This is a genomic window from Nocardia sp. NPDC051900 (assembly GCF_044452545.1).
In the GTDB taxonomy this organism is placed as follows: domain Bacteria; phylum Actinomycetota; class Actinomycetes; order Mycobacteriales; family Mycobacteriaceae; genus Nocardia; species Nocardia sichangensis.
The window spans coordinates 1-11,979 of the sequence record NZ_JBITBU010000050.1 but is presented as its reverse complement, the minus strand read 5'-3'; the positions used below and the strand labels follow the sequence as shown (position 1 = coordinate 11,979).

The 11,979-nt window shown below is 69.1% G+C and carries 12 protein-coding genes; 7 read left to right on the top strand and 5 right to left on the bottom strand.

Annotation, left to right across the window (positions count from 1 at the left end; translation table 11 throughout):
- Positions 1–109: 109 nt before the first annotated feature.
- Complete coding sequence (locus ACIA5H_RS37190) at positions 110–991, bottom strand: helix-turn-helix domain-containing protein (protein ID WP_379256321.1); 882 nt, start codon at positions 989–991, stop codon at positions 110–112.
- A 98-nt stretch (positions 992–1,089) separates the two neighbouring features.
- On the opposite strand from ACIA5H_RS37190, the gene ACIA5H_RS37185 reads away from it, so the two are divergent.
- Positions 1,090–1,881 carry an SDR family oxidoreductase gene (locus tag ACIA5H_RS37185; RefSeq protein WP_379256320.1) on the top strand — a complete coding sequence of 264 codons (792 nt, stop codon included), beginning with the start codon at positions 1,090–1,092 and terminating at the stop codon, positions 1,879–1,881.
- A gap of 1 nt (position 1,882) precedes the next feature.
- The gene (locus ACIA5H_RS37180; RefSeq protein ID WP_397080996.1) at positions 1,883–2,956 is read left to right on the top strand and encodes a diacylglycerol kinase; all 1,074 of its coding nucleotides are present in this window, start codon (positions 1,883–1,885) and stop codon (positions 2,954–2,956) included.
- Between the two features lie 487 nt (positions 2,957–3,443).
- On the opposite strand, the gene ACIA5H_RS37175 is transcribed toward ACIA5H_RS37180, so the two are convergent.
- Both ACIA5H_RS37175 and ACIA5H_RS37170 read right to left on the bottom strand, forming a co-directional pair.
- Positions 3,444–4,496, bottom strand: coding sequence for an aminotransferase class V-fold PLP-dependent enzyme (locus ACIA5H_RS37175; RefSeq protein ID WP_397080994.1), 1,053 nt, complete (start codon positions 4,494–4,496; stop codon positions 3,444–3,446).
- 73 nt (positions 4,497–4,569) lie between these two features.
- Positions 4,570–5,046 (bottom strand): nuclear transport factor 2 family protein, encoded by a 477-nt coding sequence (locus ACIA5H_RS37170; RefSeq protein WP_379256315.1) that lies wholly within the window; start codon positions 5,044–5,046, stop codon positions 4,570–4,572.
- Positions 5,047–5,297: 251 nt separating this feature from the next.
- Between ACIA5H_RS37170 and ACIA5H_RS37165 the strand changes: the two genes are divergently transcribed.
- From ACIA5H_RS37165 to ACIA5H_RS37155, 3 genes are all read left to right on the top strand, one after another.
- On the top strand, positions 5,298–5,558 hold the full coding sequence (locus ACIA5H_RS37165) for a three-helix bundle dimerization domain-containing protein (RefSeq protein WP_397080992.1): 261 nt from the start codon (positions 5,298–5,300) through the stop codon (positions 5,556–5,558).
- Between the two features lie 142 nt (positions 5,559–5,700).
- Complete coding sequence (locus ACIA5H_RS37160; protein WP_355081430.1) at positions 5,701–6,438, top strand: IclR family transcriptional regulator; 738 nt, start codon at positions 5,701–5,703, stop codon at positions 6,436–6,438.
- A 196-nt stretch (positions 6,439–6,634) separates the two neighbouring features.
- The gene (locus ACIA5H_RS37155) at positions 6,635–7,531 is read left to right on the top strand and encodes an expansin EXLX1 family cellulose-binding protein (protein WP_397080990.1); all 897 of its coding nucleotides are present in this window, start codon (positions 6,635–6,637) and stop codon (positions 7,529–7,531) included.
- A 3-nt stretch (positions 7,532–7,534) separates the two neighbouring features.
- Here the strand turns inward: ACIA5H_RS37155 and ACIA5H_RS37150 are convergent, their stop codons facing one another.
- Together ACIA5H_RS37150 and ACIA5H_RS37145 are read right to left on the bottom strand one after the other, a co-directional pair.
- The gene (locus tag ACIA5H_RS37150) at positions 7,535–9,214 is read right to left on the bottom strand and encodes an FAD-binding dehydrogenase (protein WP_355078515.1); all 1,680 of its coding nucleotides are present in this window, start codon (positions 9,212–9,214) and stop codon (positions 7,535–7,537) included.
- Entirely contained in the window at positions 9,211–9,849 is a 639-nt protein-coding gene (locus tag ACIA5H_RS37145) for a TetR/AcrR family transcriptional regulator (protein WP_397080987.1), read from the bottom strand. The genes ACIA5H_RS37150 and ACIA5H_RS37145 overlap by 4 nt, the downstream gene beginning before the upstream one ends.
- Before the next feature lie 197 nt (positions 9,850–10,046).
- Here ACIA5H_RS37145 and ACIA5H_RS37140 point away from each other — a divergent pair, with 197 nt between their 5' ends.
- Both ACIA5H_RS37140 and ACIA5H_RS37135 read left to right on the top strand, forming a co-directional pair.
- On the top strand, positions 10,047–11,045 hold the full coding sequence (locus ACIA5H_RS37140) for a zinc-binding alcohol dehydrogenase family protein (RefSeq protein ID WP_355078553.1): 999 nt from the start codon (positions 10,047–10,049) through the stop codon (positions 11,043–11,045).
- Between the two features lie 147 nt (positions 11,046–11,192).
- Positions 11,193–11,849 carry a cutinase family protein gene (locus ACIA5H_RS37135; RefSeq protein WP_397080985.1) on the top strand — a complete coding sequence of 219 codons (657 nt, stop codon included), beginning with the start codon at positions 11,193–11,195 and terminating at the stop codon, positions 11,847–11,849.
- The last annotated feature ends 130 nt before the right edge of the window (positions 11,850–11,979 follow it).

Sequence of the window (11,979 nt, the reverse complement as noted above, 5' to 3'; positions counted from 1 at the left end):
CCGATGGTACTGCACTCGACAGGGTGTGGGAGAGTAGGACACCGCCGGAACATCCTTTCACGAAAGGCCCTCGACACCGTCGAGGGCCTTTCGTCATTTATGCCCAGAATTACTTTCCATGCCGACCGGCGGTGAGCGCGTTCGTCAATTCGGCTGCCGCGCTGCGGGTCGCATCGACGAATTCATCGCGTTCCACGCGCGTCGTCGCCACCTGCAATGGCCCCAGCTGAACTTCGTAGGCCGCGGTGCCGCTCGCATCGAAAACCGGGGCCGCGAGATAACTCAGCGGCAATAACTCATCCGAATCCAGCTCCGCCCGCGTGAAAGGCCGGGACGTGAGCGCGGCGAGCTGGCGTAGCGCGCGAGTGCGCAGATGCGGTCGCAGCAATTCGGATCCGACCGCGCCGAGCAGATCGGCGAGCAGGTCGACCAGGCCCGCATCGTCGGCGCGCGGCCGGAACACCGCGACCCCGCGTTCACGCACCAGTGCCAGCAGCGCGCCGACGATGCGTTGATCCGCCTCGTTGGCGGTGTTCAGCCACGTATTCTGCTCCTTTGCCGGACGCCACGGCATCACACTCGCGCCGGCCGGGAATTGGAGCGGAATGCGATGTCCCACCGGGATTCCCGGCACCACCCGGTCGACGCCGTGCCGGACGTCGAGCACGGTGAGCCGGTCCGGCTCGATGCGGCTGAACGTGGCGCCATAGCCGGTCCGGGCAGCGAGACCGGCGAGAAGCTCGCCCACGTCCTGTGGAAGCGCGGCGCCGTGCAATCCCACCAGCGCCGGGCCGATGCCGTAACCACGGGCCGGGTCGCGCACGACCCAACCGGCCGCGTCCAACTCGACCAGGATCGCGGTCGCGGTCGCGCGCGCGATGCCCAGCCGTTCGGCGATGCCCGCGATGCTGATCGGCTCCCCAGAGGTCGCCAGTAGCGACACGATGTCGACGACGCGCCGCGTGGGCGGCGACGCAGATCGGTCCGGCATGGCGGCAACCCCTTGTCCCGGCTCGGTGAGCGACTTACGATGACGAATATTAGATCACATGCTGTCGAATATTCGTCAGTCGCCGCTTAGGAGCGTGAATGATTCTGGAACGGTTCCGAATCGATGATCAGGTCGCGATAGTCACCGGCGCAGGACGTGGCCTGGGCGCGGCTATAGCGGTCGCGTTCGCGGAGGCGGGTGCGAATGTCGTCATCGCCGCACGAACCAAAAGCCAGCTCGACGAGGTAGCCGAGCGGGTTTCCGCCACCGGGCGACAGGCCCACGTTGTACCCGCGGATCTGAGCGACGCCGAGGCCACAGCGGCACTCGCCGAGACGGCGGTCGAACGCTTCGGGCGATTGGACATCGTGGTGAACAACGTGGGCGGCGCACTGCCGTGCCCGCTGCTGGACACGACGCCGCAGGCACTGCGGGACGCCTTCGACTTCAACGTCTCGAACGCGCACGCCTTGGTCCGCGCCGCGGTGCCGCGCATGCTCGAAACAGCGGGCGGCGGCTCGATTCTCAACATCACGTCCACGATGGGGCGGCTCCCCGGACGTGCGTTCGCGGCATACGGCACCGCCAAGGCGGCTCTGGCCCATTACACCAAGCTCGCCGCTCTCGACCTCAATCCGCGTATCCGGGTCAACGCCATCGCGCCGGGCTCGATCCTGACCTCCGCACTGGAAGTAGTCGCCGGAAACGACGCCATGCGTACCGAATTGGAGTCGAAGACACCGCTGCATCGCATCGGCGAACCGGAGGACATCGCCGCGGCCGCGCTCTATCTGGTGTCCCCCGCGGGGAAGTATCTCACCGGCAAGATTCTCGAACCCGACGGCGGCTTGATCGTTCCCAACCTCGACCTTCCGATCCCGGACCTGTGACATGACATATCGCGTAGTGCAATGGGGCACCGGCAATGTGGGCAAGCATGCCTTGGCCGGCGTAATCGCCCATCCTGAGCTGGAATTGACCGGCGTGTGGGTGTCCGGTGCCAAGAGCGGAGCGGACGCGGGGACGCTCGCGGGGCTCGATCAGCCCGTCGGCGTCGCCGCGACGACCGACGCGGAGGCATTGCTCGCGTCGCGTCCGGACTGCGTCGTCTACTGCTGCATGACCGACAACCGGCTGTTCGAAGCCGTACAGGATCTGCAACGCATCCTGGCCGCCGGGATCAATGTCGTCGCGTGCGCACCCGTGTTCTTCCAGTACCCCTACGGCGTGCTGCCCGACGAGTTGCTGAAGCCGGTGCAGGAGGCGGCCGCGCAGGGCAATTCGTCGCTGTGGGTGAACGGCATCGACCCCGGTTTCGCCAACGACCTGCTGCCGCTCGCGCTCGCGGGAACCTGTCTGCGCATCGATCAACTGCGCTGTCTGGAGATCGTGGACTACGCCAGCTACGACAACCGCGCGGTCATGTTCGACATCATGGGCTTCGGCAAGCCACTCGACGAGATCCCCATGCTGTTGCAGCCCGGCGTGCTGTCGCTCGCCTGGGGCGGCACGGTTCGCCAGCTCGCGGCCGGGATCGGGGTCACCCTCGACGCCGTCACGCAATCCTACGAGCGGATCGCGGCGCCGGAGTCGTTCGACATCGCGACCGGGCACATCGCCGAAGGAACCGCGGCGGCACTGCGTTTCGAAGTGCGGGGCATGGTCGGAGACGTGCCCGTCACGGTCCTCGAGCACGTGACCAGGCTGCGCCCCGACCTGTGCCCGGACTGGCCACAACCGGCGGACCCGGAGGGCTCCTACCGGGTCGAGATCACCGGCGAGCCCAATTACGCGTTGGACTTGGTGACCTCGAGCCGCAACGGGGATCACAACTACGCGACCGTGCTGGCGACCGGCCTGCGCATCGTCAACGCGATTCCAGCCGTGGTCGCGGCGCCCGCCGGAATTCTCACCGCGCTCGATCTCCCGCTGATCACCGCTCCCGCGCAGCGTCCCGGTCGCTGACCCACCACGGCCTGCGGAGCTACTGGCCGATCGCACGGCGGCCCCGGCCGGGGCTATTCGGCGTACCGCGCGGACTGTGCGCGGTCGAGGTCATCGATGAGCTCCGGCTTGCCGACCGGGCGACCGGCCTATCGACCGACCGGCTGCACGGCGTGCCGGTCGGTCGGCGACAGCGTGTCACGCTATCGGCCCCGCCCGGTCGTGTGACCGGCTCGGTAGCACGGGGAGCTACCCGGCCCGCAGGCGACAGTGCCCTGTCGTCGCGAACTCGGACGCAGGAAGCCGACCGGAAGTGTTGGCGCTGTTGCTCGGCCACGCTTCGGGGCTCGCCCGTTTCGACCGGTCGGGCAGGTAGGCGGCCGCGGCGGGGACTACCGGGCTCGCGGCGCGGACAGTGCCCGCTCGATGTCGTCGGCGCGGTTGCTCGGCCAACACTTTGGGCTCGCCCGTTTCGACTGGTCGGGCAGGTAGGCGGCCGCGGCGGGGACTACCCGGCTCGCAGCGCGGACAGTGCCCGCTCGATGTCCTCGGCGCTGTTGTAGAGGTGGAAGGCGAATCGCAAGCCGCCGCCTCGCGCTGAGGCGACCACCTCGGCCTGCTCGAGCCGGGCCGCGAGGTCGCCAGCGCCAGGGACGGAGACGATCGGCGAGGGCGCCTCGACGGGCTCGAAACCCAATTCGCGCAGTCCGGCCCGGAAATGGCCGGCGAGTTCGAGGTCGTGCGCGCCGATCTTGTCGACGGTGAGTTCCTCGATCAGCGACAGTCCCGCCAGCGCCGCCACGACGCCGAGCCAATCGGGCGTCGTGTCGAATCGCCGTGCCGTCGCGGGCAGCGCGGCCGGGCGGTACAGCTCCGCCCAGCGGTCCTCGGCGGCGTACCAACTGGCGCCGATCGGACGCAGCTGCGGGACGAACTCGGGCGGCGTGGCGAGGAACGCGACGCTGCGCGCGCCGATCAGCCATTTGAAGCTGGCGCAGACCCAGTAGTCCGCGTCGGCGAAGCGCAGCGGCAGCCAGCCCGCGGCCTGGGTGGCGTCCACGAGCAAACGCGCGTTGTTGGCCCGGGTGACCGCCCGCAGCTCGGGGAGATCGGCGACGCGGCCGTCCGCGGATTGGACCACGCTCACCGCCACCAACTCCGTCTCCGGACGGACCTGCGCGGCCAGCTCCGCCAAAGGGACGAAGCGCACGACGAGATCGTCCCGGTACACGAAAGGCATCGAGACCGAGGCGAATTCGCCTTCCGGCAGGAGGACCTCCGCGCCCGGCGGCAGTGCGGCGGCCACGGGTGCGATCAGGCCCGCGACACCGCTGCCGAGCGCTATGTCATCGGCGGTGGCACCGTCGAGCAGCCGGGCGAAGCCCGCGCGCAGGTCGGGTACCAGGAGGTCCACTTGGGATGTCGGGCCACTGCGGCCGGTGGCCCAGCTCGTGCTCGCCTCGCGCACCGCGGCCAGGGCGCGGGCGGACGGCAGACCGAAGGAGGCGGTGTTCAGGTAGGTGATCTCGGGAGTGAACTCGTCAGGCGCTAGCGAGGGCATGTTCGCAGCATCCGCCGGGCGGCGCGGGACCGTCCAGCGCCACCGGGCGGATAGTGGACCGTTTTCCCGCCCGTCACTTACCGGGCGTCCACATGTTGGACAGCAACTGGAAGCTGGGTGTGTCCGACAGCGACTGCATGGATTCGTAGATGCGCCGGTAGGCCGTGGAGGTGATGCGCCACTTGCCGTCGTCGTCGCGGCGGTAGGTGTCGGTGTAGTAGCCGGCTCCTCGGATCAGCACCCCGTACTCGGTGGCGAGCACGGTGTCCTCGAAGGCCCAGGATCCCGTGGCCGTCGCGCCGTCGACGCCGATCTCCGGGTGGTTGGCGATGTGGACGGTGACCACCGAGGGGCCGAGATTCTCCCGCATGAACGCGGTGATGGCGTCCCGGCCGTCGAGGTTCAGCGGCTCGCCCATGGCGTGGGTGCCGTAGCGCCCTTTCGCGTCGACCGCGAGGGTGTCGGCGAACTCGTCCCACTCTTTGAGGTCGAGGGTACGGAAGTAGCGGTACTTCAACTGGCGGACGGCTTCGATGGCGTCGAGATCCATCTGTCGAGCCTGGCACGCGCGGCCCCCGCAGACAAGAACGTGTTCTATTTTGGTGCGAGTCGGCGTCGCGAAGGGACGGATCGAGATCCGCGAGGATCAACTGTGTCGTCGGGAGCGGAGGCCGGATCGGGGACCTCAGCCGCAGGCGAGGGTGTCGAACCGGCCGGGGGCGGGTACCCATATGACGGGCGTTATCGTGCGCCACGACAGCGTCCTGGGTACCGATCCGTCACGACCAGGGGAATCTTGCGATGACCGACCGCCATGCCACCCACGACTCGAACCAGCAGACCCCTCTCGACCAAGAACTCGCCCTCGAGGCGGCCGCGCGGCGCCTGGAGAACGAATTCGACGGCGTCGCCAGCGAAGCCGCGATCGAGGACCATCTCCAGGCCTCCTACGACCATGTCGCCCACCACGCCACCATCGTCAACTTCTTGCCGCTGCTGGCCGAACGGTACACCCGCGAGTGGCTGCTCGCCCTCGAGGATTCCGCGCACGGGTCCGCTTAGCGGCCTCTAAGCTCTACGCGAGCGCGCGTGGAGGTTGGCAATGACGGTCGAGGTGATGACCGATTCCGAGACGGGGGATTTGCCGACCGAATCCGGACAGGCAGCACGACCGAGCCAGCCCCCGGTATCGATGATCGAGCGGATGACGCTGATATTGGAGGCGTTCGACGGCGCGACGCCGACGCTCACCCTCGTCGAACTGGCCGAGCGCACCGGACTGCCGCGCTCCACGGTGCATCGCATCCTCGACCAGCTGATCCGGCTGCGCTGGCTGGCGCACGCGCCCGGCGGCTATCGACTCGGCTTGCGCACTCTGGAGTTGGGTGGCCTGGCCGCCGACCAAAACGAGATCCGCGATGTGGTGAGCCCACTGCTGCACGACGTCTGCCAGCAGACCGGAATGGTGGGCCATCTCGGCGTTCTGGACGGGCGCGATGTGTTGTACCTGGACAAGGTCGGCGGCCGGATCGCCGCCAGTGTGCCCACCCGGCTCGGCGGCCGGATGCCCGCGCACAGCACCGCACTCGGCAAGGCGCTGCTGGCGACGCTGGACCCGAGCATCGTAGAGGCGTCCTTCCGGGATCGCCTGCCGCAACTGACCGCTCGCACCCTCGCCGACCGCGCCGAACTGCATCGCGAACTCGGCCGCATCCGCAACCGTCAGGGTGTCGCCGTCGACAACGAGGAGTCCGTGCCCGGAATCACGTGCGTGGCAGTGCCGATTCGCGGTCGCGGCGCGGCGGTGGCCGCGGTGTCGCTGTCGGGCCTGATCGGTGCCGACGCGGTGGCGCCGGACACCGCCCGGCTGGCCATGGCGCTGGCCGAGATCGCCCGTGAGGCGGGGCGAACCCTGTGTCCTCGGCACGCGCGTAGGCTCTAGCTGCACCGCGCGGCCCGGCACCGGTGCGCCCGGCTCCGCCGGATCATTTCCGATCGGCCGCGGTCGTCCCCGGGCGGAATGGCCGAAATTAGCGGCGCGCTTGCTGAATTGCCCGCCTTTCACTGTGAAGAATTTTCGTTCGCTGTGCGCGCGAGCGGCCGGGCTGCTTTCCTGGTGGAGTCAGGATGGACAGTCCGTGAGGAGCCGAGCCGGAGTCGGGGAAGCGATGCACCGGGTACCGATCCAAGAGCGGCCATTCCGTTCCGAATGGCTATGGTTTGCGGCGGGCGCGCTGGCCACCGTCGCGGTGGTCGTCTGGCTGGTACGGCCGTCGGCGCCGACCTGCGCCGCGGCGCATCCGCTCGACGAGGTGTCCTCGCCGTCCCGATTTCCCGTGTCCGCCGTGACTTTCGCGCCGATCGGGCCGGACATGTCCGCCGAGGTGCGCTACTACGTCTTCGGCACGCGGACATCGTGTTCCTTCCGCGAGCTGCCGCCGGGCGGCTACTATGCCGGGCTGTCGACCCCCGACTACGGGCGCGCCGATCTCTGCGGGGCATTCCTGGACATCGCGGGCCCACGGGGGTCGGTCCGCGCGCTGGTGGTCGACCACTGCCCGGCATGCGCTCCGGGACAATTGGATCTCAGCGCCGCGGCGTTCGAACGGATCGCCGATCCCCGCGACGGAGTGGCGCGGGTCGGCTACCGCCTGGTCCGCGATCCGCAACCGGCGCAGGAGCTGACCTACGAGGTGAAGCAGGATTCGTCCGCGGCCTGGTTCGGCATCCTGTTCGGCGGCACCGGAAACCCATTGCGCGAGGCGGCTGTTCGTCCGGCGGAAGGTGGGCCGTGGCGACAGCTCAGCCGACGGGCCGACAACTACTGGACCCTTTCCGGCGCCGGGCTGGGCCCGTTCACCGCGCGCGTGACGGACGTCTTCGGCAACGAGGCCGAGATCACCGATGTGCTGGTGGAACCGGGGCGATACTCGGCGGGCACCCGGCTCTATTCCGGCGCGCCGTCGTTCACGTCGTCGCCGTCGCTGGCGACCGCGACAGGGCCCGTCACGGTCGCGTCCGGCTGTCGACGGTAGCGCTCAGGTGAGCCTCGCGGCCAGCGCACGCCCAGCGGCCCGGCCGGAGAAGATGCACCCGCCGAGGAAAGTGCCCTCGAGCGCGTTGTAGCCGTGCACACCGCCGCCGCCGAATCCGGCGACCTCACCCGCGGCGTACAGACCCGGGAACGCCGTGCCGTCCGGCCTGATCACCTGGGAACTCAGGTCGGTCTGCAGACCGCCCAAGGTCTTCCGGGTGAGGATGTTGAGGCGGACGGCGATCAGCGGGCCCGCGGCGGGATCGAGGATCCGGTGGGGTTTGGCGACCCGGCCCGCCTTGTCGCCGAAGTAGCGGCGCGCGTTGGCGATCGCCATCAGCTGGCTGTCTTTGCCGTACTTGTTCGCCAGTTCCCGGTCGCGCGCGACGATCTGGCGTTCCAGGTCGTCGTAATCCAACTGGGGGCCGCGCGCGATCTTGTTCATGCCCTCGACCAGCTCGCGCAGCGTGTCCGCGACGACGAAATCGACGCCGTGCTGCTTGAACGCCTCGACCGGGCCCGGCGCGCCCTTGGCCACGCGGCTCTTCAAAGTGAGTTTGAGGTCTTTGCCGGTGATGTCCGGGTTCTGCTCGGAGCCCGACAGCGCGAACTCCTTCTCGATGATCGACTGGGTGAGCACGAACCAGGAGTAGTCGTAGCCGGTCTTCAGGATCTCCTTCATCGTCGTGTTCGTATCGAATCCGGGGAAACACGGTGCGGGCAGCCGCTTTCCGTTGGCGTCGAACCACAGCGAGGACGGCCCCGGAATGATCCGGATGGCGTGGTCGGGCCAGATCGGGTCCCAGTTGACGATGCCCTCGGTGTAATGCCACATGCGGTCGCGGTTGACGATGGCGCCGCCCGCTGTCTCGGTGATGGCCAGCATTCGGCCGTCGACGTGCGCGGGCACGCCGGAGATCATGGTCTCCGGACACGGGCCCAGTCGTTCGGTGGGCCAGTTGCGCCGGATCAGCTCGTGGTTGTGGCCGATCCCGCCGGAAGCCACGATCACGGCCTTGGCGCGCAGTTCGAACCCGCCGACTTCGGTGCGGGACGAGGCGCGACCGCGCTCCAGATCGGTGTCCTCGAGCACGGCGCCACGCACACCGACCACCGCGCCGTCCTCCACGATCAATTCGTCCACCCGGTGACGGAAGCCGAAGCGGACCAGCCCGCGCCGCTCGCCTTCGAGCACGGGCTCGGCGAAGACCCGGACCACTTCGGGGCCCGTGCCCCAGGTGAGGTGGAAGCGCGGCACCGAGTTGCCGTGCCCGTCAGCGGTGGCGCCGCCACGTTCGGCCCAGCCGACCAGCGGCGTCACGCGCAGGCCGAGGTCGCGCAGGTAGTCCCGCTTCTCGGTGGCCGCGAACCGCACGTACGCCTGCGCCCACTGCCTGGCCCATTTGTCCTCGTCGTCGCGGTCGAACCCGGCCGAGCCGAGCCAGTCCTGCAGGGCCAGATCGTAGGAGTCCTCGATGCCGAGACGCCGCTGCTCCGGGCTGTCGACGAAGAAGAGCCCGCCCAGCGACCAGAACGCCTGGCCGCCGAGGTTGTTGCGGTTCTCCTGATCGAGCACGTGCACCGTGCGACCGGCCTTGACCAGTTCGTGCGTGGCGACCAGGCCGGCCAGCCCGGCGCCGACGACGAGGACGTCCGCCTCGGGGCTGCTGTGGGACATGTTCATCCTTCGGTTGCGGTGCTGTAGGCCAGCACGACGTGGTGGAAGAGTTCGGTGCGGCGCTCGCGCACGGCGCGGCTGTCCGGCTCCATCAGTACCTGCACGCTGGTGCCGTCGTGGACGGCGATGAGCGCTTGCCCGAACGCCTCCGGATCGGGCACGGTGCGGCCGCCGCGGGCGAGCGCCGCGACGATCGTGGGCATGAGCGCCGCGACGATGGCCTCCTCACGAGCGGCCATCACCCGGCGCAGCGCGGGGGTGCGCAGGGCGTGCGCGGTGAATTCGGCGGTGATCCGGTACCAGCCCTCCTCGACCGGGACCGCCCGTTCCAGTCGCTGGACGGCGGCGCGTACGTCATCGGTGCCCTCGGCCGCGATCTCGTCCAGGATGGCGCTCGCCTCGGTGAGCATCGCCGTGGAGCGCTGCTCCCACATGGCCAGGAAGAGCTCGTCCAGCGAGCTGAAGTTCGAGTAGAACGCCCCGCGGGTGAATCCGGCGCGCTCGCAGACCCGCTCCACGGTGGCGCGGCCGAAACCCTCCTCGGCGAACGCCTCGTAGGCGGCGGTCAGCAGCCGGTTCCTGGTTTCGGCGCGGCGGCGGGTGACCCGGGCGGGCGCGGCCTGCACGGCATCGGACGTCATCGGGCACCTCCTCGGTCGAGGCGTTGGATACAGGAATGTACTCGATACAGAAACGTATCAGAATTCGCCGGGCCGCGTGGCCGTATTCGCCGAGTAGGGTGATTCCGGCCCGGCCGACGCGGTCGGGGTGCCCATCCGTGTCGATCCGATCGGTGCGAGGTGATCCGATGAGCGAGGTTCGCAGCGGTACGTCCGCGATGCGTTGCTGGCGGGTGCGCAGGCCGGGTCCGATCGAGAGCGGACCGTTGGACGCGGAGCGAACACCCGTTCCCGAACCCGGTCCCGGCGAACTGCTGGTGCGTGTGCTGGCCTGCGGCGTGTGCCGGACCGACTTGCACGTGGCCGAAGGCGACCTTCCGGTGCACCGCGCGGGGGTGGTGCCGGGGCACGAGGTCGTCGGCGAGGTCGTCGCGGTCGGCAGGGCCGCGGAGGGTTTCGCGGTGGGGGACCGGGTGGGCATCGCCTGGCTGCGGCACACGTGCGGCGAGTGCAAGTTCTGCCTGCGCGGTGCGGAGAACCTCTGTCCGCATTCGGCCTACACCGGCTGGGACGCCGACGGCGGCTACGCCGAATTCGCCTGTGTGCCCTCGACTTACGCGCTGCGCCTGCCCCCGGGCTACTCCGATGCCGATACCGCCCCGCTGTTGTGCGCCGGCATCATCGGGTACCGAGCGCTGCTGCGGGCCGCCGTGCCGCAGGGCGGGCGGCTGGGGATCTACGGTTTCGGCGGCAGCGCCCACATCGCCGCTCAGGTAGCCGCCGCGCGCGGAGCGGAGGTGCACGTGATGACGCGGGATCCGGCGGCGCGGGAGCTCGCCGCCGCGCTGGGCGCCGCCTCGGTGCAGGGCGCGGCGGATCCGCCTCCGGTGCTGCTGGATTCGGCGATCCTGTTCGCCCCCGTCGGTGAGCTGGTGCCGCCCGCGCTGGCGGCGCTCGATCGCGGCGGGATCCTCGCCGTCGCCGGTATTCATCTCAGCGACATTCCCGCCTTGAACTACCAACGGCATCTGTTCCAGGAACGAGAGATTCGCTCGGTGACCGCGAACACCCGCGCGGATGCCCGCGAATTCCTGGCTTTCGCCGGCGAACACCGGATACATCTGACCACGCACGGGTATTCCCTGGACATGGCGGATCGGGCGCTGGCCGATCTCGCGCACGGACGATTTGCCGGTGCGGCGGTTCTCCTGCCGTAGAACACGATTCGGCGCTGACTCCGTATCGGTCGGATGGAGTTCCTTGACGGCCTCCTGAGCCGTTCTTACCTTCGCGGATATAGCCGAGTAATTGTCACTGACAAGTGTCGATCGGCTGTCTCACAACGGCGTGAGTAGGTGAGTACGATGGCCAACCGGAAGGTAATCCAGTTCGAGAAGTGGCGTGTAGTAAGGGCATTCGCCGTGCTACTGATCGTCGCGGGTTTCGGGGCTGCGACGGGAATGCACGCATGGGCCGCGTCCTGTGCGGCGGTCGACGTCGTCGTCGCCAGAGGCACCCATGAACCCGGGTATCTGGGTTCGGTGGTGGGCGATCCGCTGTACGACGCACTGTGGCAAGCGCTTCCGGTCGATTCGCAGGCCTATCGGGTGGACTACCCCGCCGACCTGCTCGATCCGTCCTCGATCAGCCGCGGCACGCAGGACATGACCGCGCACCTGATGTGGCAAGCGGCGAAGTGCCCGGACCAGCGGTTCATCCTGGTCGGCTTCTCGCAAGGAGCCGTCGTCACCCACGGGGTGCTCGGCACCGGCATCGTCACCGTGCTCGGTGGCATCTACTCGCTGCCCGGAGATCTGGAATCCCGGGTGGCGGCGGTGCTGCTGTTCGGCGACCCGATCCGGCTGATCGGCTGGAACGTGCCGGACCGATACGCCGGGCGGACCGGAAACTACTGCGCGAGCGGTGATCCGGTGTGCGAAGGCGGCATCCGTCCGGCCGCGCACACGGACTACCGGTGGGCCATGTGGCCCGCCGTGGAGTTCGCGGTAGACCGGATGTGACATCCCGAGACGGGAAATCCGCGGGGGGGGGGGGGGGGGGGGGGGGGGGGGGGGGGCCCCCCCCCCCGCCCCCCCCCCCCGCGCGAGGAGGAGAAGTGGAGGGGGGGGGGGGGGGGGGGAGAGAGGCGAG

What these genes read in the sequence shown, in the direction of transcription:
- ACIA5H_RS37175 (WP_397080994.1), bottom strand. Translation starts at nt 4,496, where the DNA reads ATGCCCTCGCTAGCGCCTGACGAGTTCACTCCCGAGATCACCTACCTG.
- ACIA5H_RS37180 (WP_397080996.1), top strand. Translation starts at nt 1,883, where the DNA reads ATGACATATCGCGTAGTGCAATGGGGCACCGGCAATGTGGGCAAGCAT.
- ACIA5H_RS37170 (WP_379256315.1), bottom strand. Translation starts at nt 5,046, where the DNA reads ATGGATCTCGACGCCATCGAAGCCGTCCGCCAGTTGAAGTACCGCTAC.
- ACIA5H_RS37165 (WP_397080992.1), top strand. Translation starts at nt 5,298, where the DNA reads ATGACCGACCGCCATGCCACCCACGACTCGAACCAGCAGACCCCTCTC.
- ACIA5H_RS37160 (WP_355081430.1), top strand. Translation starts at nt 5,701, where the DNA reads ATGACGCTGATATTGGAGGCGTTCGACGGCGCGACGCCGACGCTCACC.
- ACIA5H_RS37135 (WP_397080985.1), top strand. Translation starts at nt 11,193, where the DNA reads ATGGCCAACCGGAAGGTAATCCAGTTCGAGAAGTGGCGTGTAGTAAGG.
- ACIA5H_RS37185 (WP_379256320.1), top strand. Translation starts at nt 1,090, where the DNA reads ATGATTCTGGAACGGTTCCGAATCGATGATCAGGTCGCGATAGTCACC.
- ACIA5H_RS37140 (WP_355078553.1), top strand. Translation starts at nt 10,047, where the DNA reads ATGCGTTGCTGGCGGGTGCGCAGGCCGGGTCCGATCGAGAGCGGACCG.
- ACIA5H_RS37145 (WP_397080987.1), bottom strand. Translation starts at nt 9,849, where the DNA reads ATGACGTCCGATGCCGTGCAGGCCGCGCCCGCCCGGGTCACCCGCCGC.
- ACIA5H_RS37150 (WP_355078515.1), bottom strand. Translation starts at nt 9,214, where the DNA reads ATGAACATGTCCCACAGCAGCCCCGAGGCGGACGTCCTCGTCGTCGGC.
- ACIA5H_RS37190 (WP_379256321.1), bottom strand. Translation starts at nt 991, where the DNA reads ATGCCGGACCGATCTGCGTCGCCGCCCACGCGGCGCGTCGTCGACATC.